The sequence below is a fragment of the Rhizobium sp. 05L429 genome, assembly GCF_056397645.1.
Genome location: NZ_JBFTNV010000011.1, coordinates 58,023 through 75,087 on the forward strand (window position 1 = coordinate 58,023; position 17,065 = coordinate 75,087).

Here is a 17,065-nt window from a genome sequence, read left to right on the forward strand (position 1 = left end):
TGATGAATGCCGACCGTTCCAACCTATCAGGATACGCAGCAGCACGTAGCACTTCGCCCGGAATATACCGAGGGCTTCACGGTCAAGGCTGATGCCGAGGCCTTCGGCGCCGCCATCGGCCGCGGCATGCAGAATGCCGCCACCGGCCTCGGCACGCTGGCCGATGCCGTCGTGACGGTCGAAGAGCTGGACAATGCCAACGCCGCCAAGGATCGCCAAACGAAATTGGGCGACTGGCAGCGCGAGGCGCTTCATGGCAAGAACGGCTTCCTGACGCTGACCGGCCGCGCCGCCGTTGAGGGCCGCGCCGCCTTCGAAAAGCTCGCCGAGCAGAAACGCGCCGAATTTGGCAAGGGCCTGAGGCCCGGTGCGGCGCGCGCCTATGAGGAGGCCACCCGCAGCAGCATGAGCACCCTGCTGGACAGCACGATCCGCCACACATTCGACCAGCGCAAGGCCTGGTTTGCCGAGACATCCCAAAAGAGCATCAAGTCCTCGGCCGAGGATGCCGTCGCCGTCTATAACGACCCGGCCAAGGTCACCGCCGCCATTCACAAAGGCATCACCGAGATCGAGCATCAGGGCCGCATGCAGGGCTGGAGCAAGGAAAAGCTCGCCCGGGAGAGCGCGCAATATGTCTCCGACACGACGAAGAAAGTCGTGCTGCGAATGGCGAACGAAAGCCCCATCAAGGCCGAGCAATATGCCAGAACGGCCCCCGGCCTGCTGCCCGCCGACCAGACCGAACTGCTGAAATCACTGGAACCTGCCGTCACCAACGAGAAGGGCAAGCGCAACGCCGCCGACATCATCGCCGGCCTTCCCCCGACCTATACCGGCGCGCCGGACACAGGCGCTTCGCCCGGTTCGGCGCAGGCCGAGCCCCAGGCGGCCGACGGCGAGACAGATAACCGCCAGCCCGCCGGCGCAGGCACAAAATCCAGTGGCCGACAGGCCGGCAGCCTCGAGGTAAAGGACGCCGGCGACAGCACCGCGGGCACCCGTCCGGCCAATTCGCCGACGACAGCATCTCAAACCGCAGTCTCACAGAACACGGCCTCGCAGACCACCGGCGCTCAGACCGCTGCCCCTCCGGCCCCTTCCCGCCAGCCGAGTGGCCCCGAAGATTTCCGCACCGTCGCAGGCACGCTCGCCTTCCCCGGCAAGGCGAAGGACGACGTGGCACTCGCAGGTTTCGTGAAAAACGCCGCCGGCCCCTCGGTGGATCCCTCGCTCAAGCCTTGGCTGGCTACGCTTGCCACACGCGTTCTGCGCGCAGCAGCCCCTGCCGGCACCGCCATCGAAGCCGCGACGCTCGCATCCAAAGCCTTCTTGCGCTTCGGCCTGCCGACCGAAACGCCCCGCCCGGGCGACCTCGTCGTCCTCGGCACGGCACAGCAGGCCGGCACCACGAGCGGCACTCGCAACAGCAACAACAACAACAACGAAGACAAGGGCCATATCGGCTTCTTCCGTGGCTACGATGCCGACGGCAATATTCTCGTGCTCGGCCCCGATCCCAGACGTGCGGGCGAAACCGCGCTGACCGCCCATGCTGCAAATCAGGTCATCGGCTTCCGCACATCCGGCATCGTCGACGAGAAGACGATGAACCTGCCGAACTACAACCCCGACGGCCTTGCAGCGATCGACGAGGGCCTGAACGGGATCACCGATCCCAGCCTGCGCGCCGCCACTGCCGCGCAGCTGGAATCCTATTGCATCTCGCAGAAAAAGGCGGTGGACGCGAACCGCGTACAGATGCAGGAATGGGCCAACAACCAGGTGATCGCCGACCCCAACTTCGACCCGAGGGCACTGCCGGTCCACATCCGCCAGGCCATTGGCCCCACAGGCATGTCGACGCTTCTCGACTACAAGGAAAAAGTCCGCGCCTACGGCCAGCCGACCACCGATCTTCACACCCTCTACGATCTGCAGATGCAGTTCGCCAACGACCCCGCCGCCTTCGCGCAGATCGACGCCTTCCAGTATCGCGCAAAACTCTCCGACAAGGACTGGGAAAAGGTCACCGGCTGGCAACAGATGGCTGCAACCAACCAGCGCAAGGCACGCCTCGAAAGCCTCGACCTCACCACCGCCTTCGAACTCGCCCGCCCGCAGCTCGAAGGTCTCGGCCTCCTGAACAACGCCGGCTTCCTCTCATCGAGTGAAGCCCCCCGCCGCGCTGCCCTGTTCCAGACCATGCTGGTGGACCAGATGGACGAGTTCAAAACGATCAACAACGGCCAGAACCCGCAGCAAAGCGACGTCCAGAAAATGATCAACCGCCTGCTCCTGCCGATCGTCATCAGCATGCCCAGCCACGGCCGCGGGCTGCCGGCAAGCGAGACCTCAGGCTACATCTTCGAAGCCAACAGCCGCGCCAACGACGCCAGTTTCGATATTGCGGTGCAGTACGAGGATATTCCGCGGGATCTCAGGATGGCGATCGAGGCGGATCTGACGGAGCCGGGCAAGCCGAGACCGACGCGCAAGCAGATTGAGGATGGATATGAAGCATTTATTCTCAATCGTTGATGTAGGATATGAGGACACGCGGCTGCTGTGCATTGCCCGGCAGCTGCTCAGCCGGGGCCTTGATTGAACCTCTCTGGCCGATGAGGTCAGGCTAACTCGCCAGGACAGCCTGGACGATCCGATCGGACACGTGCCCTGTCGGCTGCTCCGCGAGCGACGGAAATAATTCGGAAGCACGCTTCCAGACGGTTGATCCCGATCTCAGCTCGTCTTTCTGTTTTTCATTGAGATCCTGGCCGCCACCGACGAGAGCCTCATAGATCGTCGGAAACTCTGCGACCGCGCTCATCACACTGTCCAGTTCGCCGCCGCGCGATGCACCCGCCGTCGCTACCTCGACGCCGAAGACCTGCGCCGCCTTTTGATATTCCACCAGATAGCCCGCAATGAGCGCGTCGCGATCCCGCGGGATCAGCTGCGCCGATCCGTAGACGGCGCGCTGCAATTTCTTGAAGGCATTGGCCGCAGCGCTCGGATCGCCGCCGAAACCCTCGATCACCTCCTGCCAGAGAGAACCGAACAGATCCGGCGCCGTGCCCGTGGTTTCCACCAGTGAATCGAGCCTCTGCACGCTGACCAGGCAATAGTCGAACTCCGTGACCAGCCTGGAAACCGGATCCGCGCCATGGCGAAGCCTTCCCTTCGAAACGAAGAGCTTGCCCTTGAGGGGCGTATCCTCCGGTGCGTTTGACACGAGGAGATAGCCGCTGTTGCGCAGCAGGTTTCCATGCAGCGCCTCGACCGCCGGCGTGACCTCCTTCACGCCCAGCAGGGAGGTAAATCCGTCATAAACTTTTTCGGCCACCGCCAGCGCCGGCGACAGCGCCCCGCCGAAAGCCTGGCTGATGGTTCCCATCACATTCAAGAGCGTCTTTGCAATATCGTCGCCCGGAACGGCATAGACGCCGATAAAGGCTTCCACATTGGCCTGGGAAACCGGCGTCGGCGGAATGATTTCGATATCGCGAAGCTCGACCCAGCCCGACTGGGGTTTGTCCTCGTCACCGGCATCCGGCTGCGTCAACTGCAGTTTTTGCCTGATCGTGTCAGGCCCGAGCGAGAAAGGCACCGTCTCCCGCTTGCCGCCGCGGTTGAACTCCGCAAGGCAGACGCAGAGCGGCAGCACCTTTTGCGCATAACGCCGCGAGTCCGTGAGATGCAGGCCCGCCAGCCGAAGCGCGAAATAGCACCCGCCCGGCTCGAACGCCCGGCCGTCGACCCGTGCAGGCAGATCGTCATGCGTGACGCGATCATTCTCGAACCATTCGACCAGACGCGGCTGGCTGGGCGCCGAGCGGATCTTGTCGATGGATTGCTTGAAGCCGAGCAGAGTCGTTAACGACACGGTCTCCTCCTTGGGATCATACGGTCCACTCCTCATTCTGGGCGAGCAGCATGGGGGACGCAAAGGTTGGGCTCCTCGGATAATTCGTCCGGGTCAGGCTGACAGCATGGTGAAAGGCGCGCGCCATCGCGATGTTCTTGGCGAGCTCCTGATGGAGGCATTGGGTAAAGTAGGAGGCCTCCTGATCGTCCACTTCCCAGCGGAACCCGATCACGGCCGGGATACCGGCCTGCGCCAGCCTGAAGACCGCATCGGGCGAACTGCTCTGGCACGATGACAGCACGACGAGCCGCAGCTGGGATTCTCTCGCCCAGCGCGCAAACGCGCCGATCTCGAGCATCGCCAGTTTGCCCGGCGCGGATCCGGGCAAAACCAGGAAGACGGTGCCATCGTCGGCACGAACGCTGTGCCCGGCAAAATGCAGGATCTGCCACGGCGCATCCTGCAGCGGCGCGGCCATCTTTTCCCGCAGCTGCGTCAATGCATCCAGCGGACCGGCCTGCAGCAAAAGCAGCTCCGGATGCGGCAGCTCGGCCTCTTCCCGGGCGGTCCTTATGCCTTCGAATTCCGCGTCGAGCGCTGCAAGCTTGGGCAGCACCAACTGTGGCCTGCCGCCGAACTTCACGCCCGGCAGTTCCTGCACCCCATGCGCATCCGACTTCACGAACAGGACGGGGCCGGAAAAAGACTGCGCGCTGGCCAGAGGTGTGGCGATCAACGATTCCTTCTGCAGGCAGATGCGGCGCGCTACCGGAGAAAGAAACCGGACGAAATTCTCCTTGGGCTGATCGTAGAGCAGCTCGAACGGAACGTAGACAAAGGGATGGGAGGGATTTGCCGCGTCGGTCAGAAGGCTGAAGCGGACATGAATATTGTCCAGCGTACCGACATAGTTCAGGCACTCGACGATCCCCTTGCGGATTTCTTCGGCCGAATAGGCGAGCTCGTCCGACAGGTCCTCGCCGGTTTCCTTGAAAATCAGATCCCAGTCGTCGACGTAGCGGGCCGGCGCCGTGCCGGCCCGGCGCCGCAGTTCCCATGTCGAGAATTTCTGGTTCAGCTGCGTCAGCTTGTTGCGCCCGGTCCAGGCGCGCGTCATCTCCATGATGGTGCCCTTGCCGCTTGCAGCAACCACGACACGGATGCTCGTCGCGCCGATTTCGAGTTCGACCGTCCCGCTCGGCGCGGTGGCCGTCGGGACGGACCGGTATTTCCTGCGCGACTCCCTGAGGCGCGTCAGCGTCTCGCCGATCCTGTCGGCCGTGTCCTGCGAGATGATGGCCGTTGTTTCGTAGCGGCTGGCAATTCGCGCAAGTGAATCATAGGGATGCGGAGCCCATAACAGAATGGGAATGTGCCCGTCGCTCTGGCGCACAGCGCTCATGATGTCCACGGCATCAAGCGCCGCACGCTCGGCACTCTCTCCGTGCACAGGCATGGCGCCGATGAGAATGCCGTCGAACGCTCCCTTCTTGCTTGCCACCGCTACGACCGCGTCATTTCCCGTCTCTGCACCAACGGTGCTGATCTCAATCGAGCTCAATTCGATATCAAGGGCTTGATTCCAGCTCTTGTCGGGCGAAACGACCAGTAGGCATGTCATCGGCTTATCCTCGATTCAGGTCGGGCTGATCGGCAGGCGCACAATCACCCGCCATTCCCCGTTGGAACCAATGCCCTGTTGAATTTCTCCGTTATGCGCTTCGACCACGACCCGGATCACACCCAGACCGTGCCCTGACAATGCGTGTGCCCTGGACTCCGCATAGGCGATCTGGTCCCGGCCGCCATCGCCTCCATCCACCTCGTCAACTTCGCTTTCAATTGTCGCCATGCTTGCGATCGCGTGCTGGAGGACGACTTCGATCTCGGCAACGGCGCCATTGGCGGTCAGTCGGGCTCGCAACAGATTGTCCGCACTGCTGATGGACAAGGGATATCCCAGCAGCGAGCGAAGAGCGAAGGAAAGCCGCTCCGGATCGCCGCCGACCAGCAGCGGACCGTCGGGCACATCAAGGGTCAGCGTAGCGGCTTCGTTGGCAGGCAGTGCGTCACGGAACCGGAGGAGTTCTGCTGTCAGATCCAGTTCGCTCGTGCGCCGTCTCGGCTGTGAGATGACGTCATAGACGCTTGCCACTCTTTCATATGGAATCTTCGCCATCGTGAGGCAGCGCAGCGCCTGCTCCACCGACAAGTAGGCCGGTCCGGCGGCATCCATGCCGGCGAGTGACCGTTTCAAGAGGGCGGCTGCAAGCATCAGGTTGCCATGCGCCTGCCCCATGACAGTCTGCACCGCCATTTCCATATATTTGAGGGAGCCGACCCATGCAGCATTTTCGACATCACCCAGAAGCCATACGTGCCGATGGAATGCGTCGTCATGATAGGACGCCCCGGCCATCGCCGGACGCTCGATGCCGTCAGGCCCGATAAGGCGCAGATGCTCGCCCGACGCCGGGATAGATCCGGAAGCAATTGCTTCCTGGCTGGCCCGATCGGCTCCATAGGCTTCCAGATGAGCGTACCGGTCCGCCTCCGGCAGCGGCAGCGGAACATCTCTCATGAGACCCAGCAATCTGCGCGCCGCCTTGTTTGCGCGCTCGATGCGCGTACCTTCGCCCAGGACAACGACGCCCTGGTCGACAAGGTCCAGCAACACGGAACCGAGCCGTGCCTCGAACCAGAGCTGCAGCGCGCGTTCGATTTCCTCAACGAGATGTTTCAGCGCCTCCTGCTCCGGCGGCGGGAAGGCGTCGAGCTGCGTCGACTCCAGATCGAGTATCCATTCGATCTCGACGGATGTTTCCCTCATCAATCGAAGCGGCAGGCACATGGCCGATGCAGCAGCCTCCGCAGCTTGCTTATAACCGAACGGCGGCGGCTTAGTGCGGACATCTCGCGCGTACAGGGCTTTTCCCTCGCTCAGCACATGGCCAAGCATTCCCTGATCCAGCTTCTGGACAAATCCGTCCTCGACCTTCAGGGACTTCTCCGTGTCATATTGCGCGACGATCTCGAATTGTCCGCGGGCGCGATTGACGCGAAACAGGCCCACATATTCGAGCTCGAACCCTTCGCCGATCATGCGCACGCAGTCATTCGCCAGGGGGCGCGGCAGGGCGCGGGGTGTGAACAGCGCCGAGATTGCCCTTGCCCGGGTCACCGTGCGCCGCTCGAAAGCTTCGCCTATCAGCCGCAGGACGAGTTCCAGGCGAAAACTGTTCAGATATTTCTGTTCCGTGTCCCCGAAAGGCCCAGGCTCCGTTTTCGCACGGCGCCCAAGCGTCAGCGAGGCCGCAACGCGGCCGCCGTCCATGCGCATGGCAGAGACGTAACTTTCGATGCCCCGCTTGCTATATTCCTGGGAAACCGGATTTTCCTGCAGCGCCCTGGCTTCGGGATTTTTCTCGTAATAATCCTCGAGACTGGAAATCGAGATATTGGCCCCCTCCGTCCTGTCCATCAGGATCGTGGGGATTTCCATCCAGCGGGCGGGCCACGGAAACTCGGCATCGCCATCCATGGCAAATCGACCGCGGATCAGGGTCATGTCTTTCCTGGGGCTCGTATAGGATTCGATATAGGTGAACACGTCGAAGGCGAGATAGCTGCGCAGGATCCTGTGCACCTCGCGCAGCATTTGCACGGGATCGCCGCCGGCGGCGCAGCAGGCATCGAACATCTCGACCGACGCATTCCGACCGGCTTCGTCGGCACTCTTGCTGACGAATGCCTCCAGCATGGTGGCGGAATCCGGCAACTGAGAATGAACATGCTCCTTGGCCAGGCTCAGACTTTCCCAATCAAGCTTTGGTGTTGCGAGCATGCCGGCGACGTCATGGGCAAGAATGTCCCAATCACCTGTTCCGGATGCAGCTTGCGAAAGGGCCGATACAAGTTCATTCGACCCCGGCGCCGTTATATTGTCGCTGGAAGACTTTGACATGGGTTAGCCCGCCAATACTATTCACAGGAACTACATCAGCGAGCTAAAATTTCTATCACAACTGCAGGAAGAAGAATAGCCTGTTTATTTATTCGAAACTCCAAATGATGGTAGTCAGGTCAACTGATGACTGACAAGGAATAAATACCGCTCGGTAACATGTGATCCAGAACACATGATCACAATTTCGTAGTCTATCGAAAGTATAACTCGGAATTTCACCTGAATAAGACATTTTTAATATTTCGGCTTCGGCGATGAATGCCCTCGTCCGTTTCATTCACTTTGCAACAGACACCCTCTCGAAATGCACCTTCAACCGCTCAATCTCCTCGGGCGACCATCCGGCCGGGTCCGTCACCGCGACCCAGGCATCGATGTAATGCTGCGGCGCATAGACATGGCCATAGCCCATGGGCGACGTGGTGGCGATCATGGCGTCGAAGCCGAGTTGCAGAGTGGTTACGATCGGAAACCACCGGAAATACGGCGAGACATCAGGACCTCTCTCCCCCTTCATCCAGTCCGGCTCCCGATAAAGCGCGCGCCAGTCGAAAAAGGTGACGGGATCGCTGGCATATTGCAGGAAAACGATGCGGACCGGCCCCCAGGCAGCGTCCGGACGATCGGCGGTCGTCTGCTGATTGGCAAAGCGGATCATGCTGCCATCGCGGAATTGCGGCAGCCAGGCCGGCGATCCGGGGTTCCGGTTTGCCGTCACATGGGCCCATGTGGAACTCGCAAAGGGCGGCCCGCTCCATAAAGCCCCCTGGAACGGATCGGCAAACACGTCGTACAGATTGACGGACGATTGGGAATTCAGTGCCCCGAGGCTCAGGCCGTGCAGATAGAGTTTCGGGCGATGATCGCGCGGCAGTGTCCGCCAATAGGCATAGATTTCGTTGAAAAGTGCTCTTGCCGCATCGGACCCGTATTCAGGCTCGACCATCAATGAGAGCCAGCTGCTGAGATAGGAATATTGCATCGCGACCTCAGCCACATCGCCGCGTAGGAGATATTCGACCGTATCCATGGCCTCGGGATCGACCCAGCCGGTCCCCGTCGGCACGACGACGATCAGGAAGGCCCGCTCGAACGCGCCCTGGCGCTTGAGTTCCGCCAGCGCCAGGCTTGCCCGCGCCTCCGGGCTATCTGCGCTGTTCAAGCCAACATAGACCCTGATGGGCTCCTTTGCGGGAGACTGCAGGAAGGTGCCGATCTGGTCCCGTGTCGGCCCCGATGTGACGAAATGGCGCCCCTGCCGCCCGAGCTCCTCCCAGTTGACGAGCGATGCCGCGCTTCCCGTCTTGCCTTGATCGCCAGGCATCGGCGTATCGTCATCGATCAGCGCGTCGGCCTCCTGAAAGGATGAATCGACGAGGCGCAGCGCAACATGGAACAGCAGACCTTCGGCAATGGCCCAGAACACGAGGATCGACAGCAGGGTTCCGGCAACGGCGGCGAGCCGCCTTGGAATGAAACGGCTGGTGCGGGCATAACTGGCAAGAACCATTCGTCTGAAAAGCCGGCCGATCGCGACCAGCAGGATGAAGACGAATGCCGCGGTAAGGACCAGCAGGAAGGGTTCGATCGTGGCGTTGGGAGCAAGCTGCATCAACGCCCGGACGGAATTCTGCCAGGATGACGACTGCCACACGAAAAACGCAGCAACCATGACGCCTGCTATCACGGCCACGGACCGGGCCAACCGCCCGGTGATAAGCCGGAACGAGGGAATCTCGAGATAGATCCAGAGCCATTGCAGGAAGGCGCCACAACAATATCCGGCCGCCGCACACGTGCCCGACAGCGCGCCTTGCACGAACCACGACCGCGGCATCAGGCTCGGCGTCAGCGACAGACACAGGCCGACCAGCGCGAAGAAAAGACCGGGCCATGAAAGGGGCCTGACAGAAGCTATCGTGGAATGTCGCATGAACACCTTCCAACACGCCGAACGCTGCATTCCCTGTTGTATGACAACACTCGCATACAATCCAGAAGCGATGCGCGTGATCGCATGATAGGCTGCAATATTCGCCTGATGCCCCGCAGGCCAAAAACCGCATCACAAAAACCGACATCCCGCCCCGTTAAGCCACGCCTTTCCCGATCCGAATGCGAGCCGAAAAATGACCGCCATCACCACCCGCGTCATCGCCGAGCCGACGGAAGCCGATCACCTCGCAATCCTCAATCCGCTGTTTGCCTTCAACGAGGCGAAGACGGGGGATGACAGGTACAGGCCGCTCGCGATCGCGCTCTCAGACGAGACCGGCCAGGTCGCAGGCGGGCTCTGGGCGAAATTCTACTATGATTGGCTCTTCGTCGAGCTGCTCTTCGTGCCGGAAAGGTTGCGCGGCCGCGGGCTGGGCGCAAGCCTGTTGCTGCAGACCGAGGAATGGGCAAGAAACCACAGCCGCAACGGCATCTGGCTCGACACCTTCAGCTTCCAGGCACCCGGCTTCTACGAGAAACAGGGCTACACCCTCTTCGGCGCGATCGATGACTATCCGAGCCGGCACCGGCGGATGTTCTTCCGCAAGCTGCTGTCTGCCGCCTCGGCGTAACGGCCGCAGGTCGCAAGGATCGATCGCCTCTCTCACGAATCTTGGTCAGGTCAGGCCGACAACCTTCCTGCGCCTATGGTCTGGAAAACCAGAGGCGCGATCCCATGACCATTTCGAGCGAGATAAATCGATCCGGCCCCTATAGCGGGGACGGTGTCACCACGGATTTCGAATACAAGTTCAAGATCCTCGAACCCCAGCATCTGCAGGTGATCCGGACGGATGTCTCGGGCACGGATTCAATTCTGGTGCTCGACGCCGATTACACCGTGACCGGCACTGGCAATGACGGCGGCGGAAGCGCGGTCATCGTACCCGCTCCGGCCGACGGCAGCAGGATAACGCTGCTGCTGGACGTGCCCTTCACCCAGGAAACCGACCTGGAAAACCAGGGCGCCTATTATGCGGAAACCGTAGAGCAGGCGCTTGACCTTGTCGTGATGAGGCTCCAGCAGCTCAAGGAAAGAGCGGCCCGCGCAGTCACCATTCCCCCGTCATTCGATTCAGCGACGATCGACAAGCTCATTGCAGACGTTCTGGCGCTCAGCGGCAAAGGCGACGCGCTGGAAGCCGTTGCCGCTGTCTCGCAGTATCTGGAGACCGTGGCTGATATTGCTGATGAGATTCCTGCTGTTGCCGGCCTGACGCAGACCGCCCAGCAGAAAGCCGCTGAAGCCGCTCAGTCGGCGACGAGCGCAAATGCCAGTGCCGGCCTCGCGGCCGCCTATGCAACAAATCCGGAAGATGTTGTGGTTCCAGGTTCGGGCGGACTGTTTTCCGCCTTTCATTGGTATCGCAAGACGCTGGCGATCTACAATGACGTCGCCAATACCCTGGCCGGCTGGGTGCACGGTGCGACTGCAAAGACCGACATCGTCGATGCCGATGAATTCGCCATCGCGGACAGTGCGGCAGGCTGGGGCCTGAAGAAGGTTCTGGCAAGTAGTGTTGTCAAATACGTCTGTGTTTCCACCGGTCTTGATTTCTTTACAGGATTCATTCCCGCTTATGTCGGCGTTACCTCTGTCACCATCGGCCCAGGCGTTGGCTGGTTTGGCGGCAAGAAGCATCAGACCACCGTTGCCACGGCAAAAACGCTTGTTCAGCTGCTCGACACAGGGGCTTTGCAGCCGTCAAAGACGTATTTTCTCTATGCCGTTAAGAAGACATCAGATGGCACCACGGATTTCGTGATGTCACTGTCGGCATCGGAGGCGGGCGTCACGAAGCCGGTCGGGTGGGAATGCCTGTCTGGGAGCCGCGTGGGCCTGATTATCACCAATGCATCGGGAAACATTGTTCCGTTCTGGCAGACCGGCAATGAGGTCAACACCGACACCTACACGTGGTTCACCGCCAACGCCAATGTGCAGGGCCTAGCCATACCGAGCAATATTCCTGTCGGGCTGAGTGTAGATGTCTGGGTGCTGATTGACACTGTCGTGGCAAGCACGGGACAGGACTGCGTCGGGATCGTTTCAGATGCTGCCGTCGCCAACTACACAACAGGTGCCGCCCATCAGGTTCGGTGCCGGTCACGCTCGGGCAACGACTATCCAGACCAGAGTGCGGCGGCAGGCAAGGCGCGAAGCAACGTTAATGGTCAGCTCTGGAGGTATGCCGGAGTGACAAGCACAGCCTGTTCAGCCTCCTTCCTGGTATGCGGCTGGCATGATTACACCTGCAAGAGGTTATTCGCATGACAACTGTGTATGTTCGCTACGACAGCGCCGGAACTATCCTTGAAATACTCACCCGCGATCAGCCTGATATGATCCTCGTCCCTCATGACGACCAAGAGCCCGCGATTGCGAAATACCTTCGCGATCCGACGGGCTCAGAAGATCGCTTCCCTTCCCTCAGGAAATGGCAGCTCTGGCTCGCAGCGCTCGAACTCGAACCGCCGATTTTCAAGGCCGATGTTCTCTCCACGGTCAATGGCATGGCAGGGATGTCGGTCAAAGATAAGGAAACCGTGCGTATCATGATCGAAGACGCGCAGGACTATTCCCGTAAAGACCCCCGTATCGATCTGCTCGCGGTGGCCATGGGAATTCCACCGGACCAGATGGATGATCTTTGGAAGTGGGCGGCCCAGATCGAGCCCGTGTGACATGGGCTCTCGTAAGATGGCGAGCGGGACCGGCCCATCCGGCCGGCGCCGCTCGGCAATCGCCTCATTGCGGCAACGGCTTGCCTGTCTGCTCGGCCATCATGTATTCCGCATACCAGTCCGGCCAGTTCTCGTCGTGCTTTCCGCCATTGCGCTTTTCGTGCTCGCCATGCGCTTCTGCCGCCCGGCGCAATCCTGCGGCGAGGTCTTTCGCCGTGCCGAAGGCGGCAAGGTCCGAAGTGATGCGGCCGGCTAGCCGGACGGTGATTTCCTGGAAAAGCCAGCCATTGCCGTCAGGGTCGTTGAAGGAAGCGAAGGAGCGGTAGCTGCCCCGATCGGGATCGGGGCCGCTGACCCGGCGCCGGCCGAAGAGATAAGGCACGTCGGGGCCGCTGTAGACCTCACCCTCGGGATGAAAGGCCTCGCTGACCTCGACGCCGCGCTCGCGCAGCTCCTTTCTGATCGCCTCGATATCGGAGACGATGAGATAGAGGCCCTGTGCGGAGCCGGGCGCTGCCGGCGTCACGTTTTTCCCGAAGATGACGGATGCGTTCGAGCCCGGCGGGGTGAACTGGATCACCCGGTAATTGTCACCTGAGGAATAATCGGCATCGAGGCGCCAGCCGAGCCCGCCGTAAAATGCCTTGGCCCGGTCGACATCCGAAACTGGCACGACAATGATCTCCAGCTTCATCTCGCTCGTGCCGTTGCCGGTCATGTTGCTTGCGCTGCTCATGATCTTCCCCCTCCATCGTCATTACGATGGTGTTGTTGATGATGGCGATGCGGCGAATGCATCGCCCGTACCCACTCTACCACGTTGCGGGCCGATGATCTCAGCTCACCCTTCCCGCGGCATCGCCTTGATGAAATCGATGAAAGCGCGCAGTGGAGCGGGCACCAGCCGGCGGCCGGGATAATAGAGGAAGGGGCCGGAAAAACTTTCCCACCAGGGCTCCAGCACCGGCTCCAGCGCGCCGCTTTCGAAATAGGGTCTGAGCCAGTCCTCGAAGGTGAAGACGATGCCGGTTCCGGCCACCGCCGCATCGACGGCGAGATCCGTACCGCCGCCGTTCTGGACGATCAGCGGGCTTGGCGGATCGACCCTGACGATCTCGCCGTCGCGCTCGAATTCCCAGACCGGAATGGCGCGGCCGGCAAAACGCCCACGGATGCAGGCATGCTCGAGCAGATCGCGCGGATGCTCAGGCCGCCCATGTGCGGCGAGATAGGCAGCTGAGGCACCCCCGGCAAAACGCTGGATGCGCGGGCCGATCGGCACGGCGATCATGTCCTGCTCCAGCCGCTCGTCATAGCGGATGCCGGCATCGCAGCCGGCGGCGATGATATCGACGAAATTCTCCTCGGTGACGATTTCCAGCCGAATATCCGGATAGGCTTTCAGGAAAGCCGGCACGATATCGGGCAGCACCAGCCTTGCCGCGCTGACGGGCACATTGAGCTTCAGCGTGCCGGCCGGCCGATCGCGAAAATCCTTCACGAAGTCGAGGGCCGCATCAATCTCGCTGAAGGCGGGGCCGAGCCGTTCCATCAGCCCACGGCCGGCCTCCGTCGGCACCACGCTGCGTGTCGTGCGGTTGAGCAATCGCACGCCGAGTTCCGCTTCCAGCCGCCGCACCGCATCGCTGAGCGCCGATGAGCTCATATGGCCCGCCCGCTCCGCCTCGCGGAAACCACCGGATCTTGCGACGGCGAGAAAAGCGCTGACATCGCTGATTTCAGGCACACCTTGTTTCATATTCCAGATCTCACTCATTGTCCTCCACACAGGACAGCCCGTCCGGATTATAGCCAATTGTCCAACCAATGATCCAGGCCTATCTCCTCTTCGCCTTCAAACGGAGATCCAGAATTCATGTCTACTGTCGAAAAATCGGGAAGCTTCAAACTCGGCGACCGCACGGTGAAGCGGCTCGGCTATGGCGCCATGCAGCTTGCCGGCAAGGGCGTCTTCGGGCCGCCGCGGGATCGTGACGAAGCCATCGCCGTGCTGCGCGAAGCGGTCGAAAGCGGCGTCAACCACATCGACACCAGCGATTTCTACGGCCCCTACGTCACCAATGAGATCATCAGGGAAGCGCTGCACCCCTATAGAGACGATCTTGTCATCGTCACCAAGGTCGGCGCGCTGCGCGGCGCCGACGGCTCCTGGAATCCGGCCTTCTCGAAGGAAGAGCTGACCGCGGCGATCCACAGCAACCTGAAAAATCTCGGCCTCGATGTCATCGAAGTGGTCAACCTGCGCGCCATGTTCGATGTGCATGGTCCGGCCGAAGGCTCGCTCGAGGCGCCGCTGACAGCTCTGGCCGAGCTGCAGCAGCAGGGCCTGATCAAACATATCGGCCTATCGAATGTCACCGCAAAGCAGGTAGATGACGGCCGCAAGATCAAAGACATCGTCTGCGTCCAGAACCAGTACAATCTCGCCAACCGTGAGGATGACGCGCTGATCGACAAGCTCGCAGACGAAGACACGGCCTACGTGCCCTTCTTCCCGCTCGGCGGCTTCTCTCCCCTGCAGTCCTCGACGCTCTCGGATGTCGCCGCCCGCCTCAGCGCCACGCCGCTGCAGGTGGCGCTCGCCTGGCTCCTCAAGCGCGCGCCGAACATTCTGCTCATCCCCGGCACATCCTCGCGTGGTCACCTCAGGGAAAACCTCGCGATTGCAGATATCGAGCTGCCCGATGATGTAATGGCTGAGCTCAACGGCATTGCCGCAGCGTAAGGCGCCTGACTCTACGCAAGGCAAACAGATGGCGGCGGATCATCCGCCGCCATCCAGGAAGTCGCGTCACAGCCTCCTCACGGGCACCTCCCCAGATTGACGAATCGCGCCGGCAGCGACATCTTCTGGCTTAGGCGTGGCCTGCGCCCAACCTCCATCGATCCTCCCCGGCAGGGTCTTTCAAACGGAGGCAAAGGGACTTCCGTCTCGGGTTCGAAAACCTTGGTCCGATCGCTCGGGCGTGGTTGCCGGGGAACATGCGTCCGTGACGGAAAGGCCTGACAATGACCCGAAACGGAAACTTCAAACGCAGGGTGCGCACCCGCGCCGCAAAGACCGGCGAATCCTATACTTCAGCCCTCAGCCACATCCGCGCGCCGCAAACAACATCCCGAACAGAACCGCAAACGGATGAGCCCACAGGCAAATCCCTGCGGCTGGCCGTCGCCCAGTCCACGGTCCGCCTGGACCCGCGCGATGCCGACGCCTTCCGCGCCAACGGCACCGAAATGCGCCACCTCATGCGCCAGGCGCACGATGCCGGCGCCCGCCTCCTCCACTTTTCCGAGGGAACGATCTGCTTTCCCCACAAGCGCATCCTCTCCGAAATCGGCCCCGCCGAGATCGGCGCTGCCGACTGGAGCCGTTACCAATGGGAGGTCCTGCGCGAGGAGATGGAGGAGACGAGAGAGCTCGCAAGGGAGCTGAAGCTCTGGACGGTCTTCGGCGCACCCCACCGGCTGACCCCGCCGCACCGGCCGCATAACAGCCTCTATGTCATCTCTGACAGGGGCGAGCTGGTGACGCGCTATGACGAGCGCCTGCTCTCCCACACGAAGATCTCCTTCATGTATTCGCCGGGCAAGATCCCCGTCACCTTCGAGGTGGACGGCCTTCGCTTCGGCTGCGCTGCCGGCATGGAGTCGCATTATCCCGAAATCTTCATCGAATATGAGAGGCTCGATGTGGACTGCATGCTCTTCTCGACTTCGGGAGAAACACCCTCTGCAGCCCCGCCCTTTGCCGCCGAGGTGCTCGGTCTCGCCGCCAGCAATACCTATTGGGTCAGCTACGCCTCCCACGCCCCGCAGAGCGTGATTGCTCCCTGCGGCATCGCTGCCCCCAATGGCCAATGGGCAGCCCTCTGCCCAGCGGACGGGAAGCCCGGCATCGCCTTTGCCGACATCACCACCAATCCGGAGAACCCTGCGCGGCCCTGGCGGCGCACCGCCCGCGGCGATCTCTACCAGCCGCACCAGATCGACGGCGATCCGAGAAGCGACAGCCGCGAAGCTTTCTGAAACGCCCGTAAACAGACCGGCGGGCAATCCGCCCGCCGGCGCCATAAGACGCCTTGTCTTGTGCCGGCCTATGTCTTCCCGTGACCAAGCGCATCCATCGCCGTCGCGATGAGGAGCTCCCGCCATTCCTTCGTCAGCCTGGAGTGCACCGCAATGCCGGCGGTGATACCCAGGCCGGAAAAGGCGCTCGTCATGCGGATCAGCCGCTCCATTACGAGATTTGCAAGATCAATGCCGGGTGGCCTCGTGCATGGCCGCTCGAAGGCGACGGCCACCACTGCCCTGTCCCGGTCTTGATTACAGCATCATAAACCGCCTGCTTGGTCGGAAGATGATGCAAGAGCCCCGCCTTCGAATAACCGACGGCATCGGCAATCTGCTGCAGCGCAGCATGGGCAAGCCCATGCTGCGCAAGAAGTGCTGCCGCCCGGTCTATGATCCCGGCATCGATTTCGGCTTTGGTTGGTCTGAGCATGGTCGGACGCTGTGTTCCTCTTGCCTTG

14 protein-coding genes are annotated in these 17,065 nt (G+C 61.5%); 6 read left to right on the top strand and 8 right to left on the bottom strand.

Translation table 11 applies throughout. The features are described from left to right. The first annotated feature begins 6 nt into the window (after positions 1-6). Positions 7-2,541, top strand: coding sequence for a hypothetical protein (locus AC1DNW_RS13775; protein ID WP_113310941.1), 2,535 nt, complete (start codon positions 7-9; stop codon positions 2,539-2,541). A 91-nt stretch (positions 2,542-2,632) separates the two neighbouring features. Here the strand turns inward: AC1DNW_RS13775 and AC1DNW_RS13780 are convergent, their stop codons facing one another. From AC1DNW_RS13780 to AC1DNW_RS13795, 4 genes are all read right to left on the bottom strand, one after another. Further along, positions 2,633-3,886, bottom strand: a complete 1,254-nt coding sequence (locus AC1DNW_RS13780) for a hypothetical protein (RefSeq protein ID WP_477853183.1) — start codon at positions 3,884-3,886, stop codon at positions 2,633-2,635. 16 nt (positions 3,887-3,902) lie between these two features. Next, the gene (locus AC1DNW_RS13785; protein WP_113310943.1) at positions 3,903-5,489 is read right to left on the bottom strand and encodes a CHAT domain-containing protein; all 1,587 of its coding nucleotides are present in this window, start codon (positions 5,487-5,489) and stop codon (positions 3,903-3,905) included. Between the two features lie 15 nt (positions 5,490-5,504). Next, entirely contained in the window at positions 5,505-7,832 is a 2,328-nt protein-coding gene (locus tag AC1DNW_RS13790) for a PAS domain-containing protein (RefSeq protein WP_113310944.1), read from the bottom strand. Between the two features lie 280 nt (positions 7,833-8,112). After that, positions 8,113-9,768: an alpha/beta-hydrolase family protein gene (locus AC1DNW_RS13795; RefSeq protein WP_113310945.1), complete on the bottom strand. Its 1,656-nt coding sequence runs from the start codon at positions 9,766-9,768 to the stop codon at positions 8,113-8,115. A 196-nt stretch (positions 9,769-9,964) separates the two neighbouring features. Here AC1DNW_RS13795 and AC1DNW_RS13800 point away from each other — a divergent pair, with 196 nt between their 5' ends. From AC1DNW_RS13800 to AC1DNW_RS13810, 3 genes are all read left to right on the top strand, one after another. Next, positions 9,965-10,402, top strand: a complete 438-nt coding sequence (locus AC1DNW_RS13800; protein ID WP_113310946.1) for a GNAT family N-acetyltransferase — start codon at positions 9,965-9,967, stop codon at positions 10,400-10,402. Between the two features lie 104 nt (positions 10,403-10,506). Beyond that, on the top strand, positions 10,507-12,105 hold the full coding sequence (locus AC1DNW_RS13805; protein ID WP_113310947.1) for a hypothetical protein: 1,599 nt from the start codon (positions 10,507-10,509) through the stop codon (positions 12,103-12,105). Continuing rightward, a complete protein-coding gene (locus AC1DNW_RS13810) occupies positions 12,102-12,515 on the top strand; it encodes a hypothetical protein (RefSeq protein WP_113310948.1) in 414 nt (137 codons plus the stop codon). The genes AC1DNW_RS13805 and AC1DNW_RS13810 overlap by 4 nt, the downstream gene beginning before the upstream one ends. A 64-nt stretch (positions 12,516-12,579) precedes the next feature. Here the strand turns inward: AC1DNW_RS13810 and AC1DNW_RS13815 are convergent, their stop codons facing one another. Both AC1DNW_RS13815 and AC1DNW_RS13820 read right to left on the bottom strand, forming a co-directional pair. Then, complete coding sequence (locus AC1DNW_RS13815; protein ID WP_113310949.1) at positions 12,580-13,251, bottom strand: VOC family protein; 672 nt, start codon at positions 13,249-13,251, stop codon at positions 12,580-12,582. A 105-nt stretch (positions 13,252-13,356) separates the two neighbouring features. Further along, the gene (locus tag AC1DNW_RS13820) at positions 13,357-14,274 is read right to left on the bottom strand and encodes a LysR family transcriptional regulator (protein ID WP_162748606.1); all 918 of its coding nucleotides are present in this window, start codon (positions 14,272-14,274) and stop codon (positions 13,357-13,359) included. Between the two features lie 117 nt (positions 14,275-14,391). Between AC1DNW_RS13820 and AC1DNW_RS13825 the strand changes: the two genes are divergently transcribed. Together AC1DNW_RS13825 and AC1DNW_RS13830 are read left to right on the top strand one after the other, a co-directional pair. Beyond that, a complete protein-coding gene (locus tag AC1DNW_RS13825; RefSeq protein WP_113310950.1) occupies positions 14,392-15,261 on the top strand; it encodes an aldo/keto reductase family oxidoreductase in 870 nt (289 codons plus the stop codon). A 284-nt stretch (positions 15,262-15,545) separates the two neighbouring features. After that, complete coding sequence (locus AC1DNW_RS13830; RefSeq protein ID WP_113310951.1) at positions 15,546-16,562, top strand: carbon-nitrogen hydrolase family protein; 1,017 nt, start codon at positions 15,546-15,548, stop codon at positions 16,560-16,562. 68 nt (positions 16,563-16,630) lie between these two features. Here AC1DNW_RS13830 and AC1DNW_RS13835 read toward each other — a convergent pair whose 3' ends face one another. Both AC1DNW_RS13835 and AC1DNW_RS13840 read right to left on the bottom strand, forming a co-directional pair. Next, entirely contained in the window at positions 16,631-16,774 is a 144-nt protein-coding gene (locus AC1DNW_RS13835; RefSeq protein ID WP_477853187.1) for a hypothetical protein, read from the bottom strand. Further along, positions 16,774-17,037 (bottom strand): TetR/AcrR family transcriptional regulator, encoded by a 264-nt coding sequence (locus AC1DNW_RS13840; protein ID WP_477853188.1) that lies wholly within the window; start codon positions 17,035-17,037, stop codon positions 16,774-16,776. The genes AC1DNW_RS13835 and AC1DNW_RS13840 overlap by 1 nt, the downstream gene beginning before the upstream one ends. Positions 17,038-17,065 lie beyond the last annotated feature (28 nt).

Bases quoted from the DNA above. Each gene is read 5' to 3' on its own strand.
- AC1DNW_RS13775 (WP_113310941.1), top strand. From the start codon at position 7: ATGCCGACCGTTCCAACCTATCAGGATACGCAGCAGCACGTAGCACTT.
- AC1DNW_RS13785 (WP_113310943.1), bottom strand. From the start codon at position 5,489: ATGACATGCCTACTGGTCGTTTCGCCCGACAAGAGCTGGAATCAAGCC.
- AC1DNW_RS13790 (WP_113310944.1), bottom strand. From the start codon at position 7,832: ATGTCAAAGTCTTCCAGCGACAATATAACGGCGCCGGGGTCGAATGAA.
- AC1DNW_RS13795 (WP_113310945.1), bottom strand. From the start codon at position 9,768: ATGCGACATTCCACGATAGCTTCTGTCAGGCCCCTTTCATGGCCCGGT.
- AC1DNW_RS13800 (WP_113310946.1), top strand. From the start codon at position 9,965: ATGACCGCCATCACCACCCGCGTCATCGCCGAGCCGACGGAAGCCGAT.
- AC1DNW_RS13805 (WP_113310947.1), top strand. From the start codon at position 10,507: ATGACCATTTCGAGCGAGATAAATCGATCCGGCCCCTATAGCGGGGAC.
- AC1DNW_RS13810 (WP_113310948.1), top strand. From the start codon at position 12,102: ATGACAACTGTGTATGTTCGCTACGACAGCGCCGGAACTATCCTTGAA.
- AC1DNW_RS13815 (WP_113310949.1), bottom strand. From the start codon at position 13,251: ATGAGCAGCGCAAGCAACATGACCGGCAACGGCACGAGCGAGATGAAG.
- AC1DNW_RS13820 (WP_162748606.1), bottom strand. From the start codon at position 14,274: ATGAAACAAGGTGTGCCTGAAATCAGCGATGTCAGCGCTTTTCTCGCC.
- AC1DNW_RS13825 (WP_113310950.1), top strand. From the start codon at position 14,392: ATGTCTACTGTCGAAAAATCGGGAAGCTTCAAACTCGGCGACCGCACG.
- AC1DNW_RS13830 (WP_113310951.1), top strand. From the start codon at position 15,546: ATGACCCGAAACGGAAACTTCAAACGCAGGGTGCGCACCCGCGCCGCA.
- AC1DNW_RS13835 (WP_477853187.1), bottom strand. From the start codon at position 16,774: ATGGAGCGGCTGATCCGCATGACGAGCGCCTTTTCCGGCCTGGGTATC.
- AC1DNW_RS13840 (WP_477853188.1), bottom strand. From the start codon at position 17,037: ATGCTCAGACCAACCAAAGCCGAAATCGATGCCGGGATCATAGACCGG.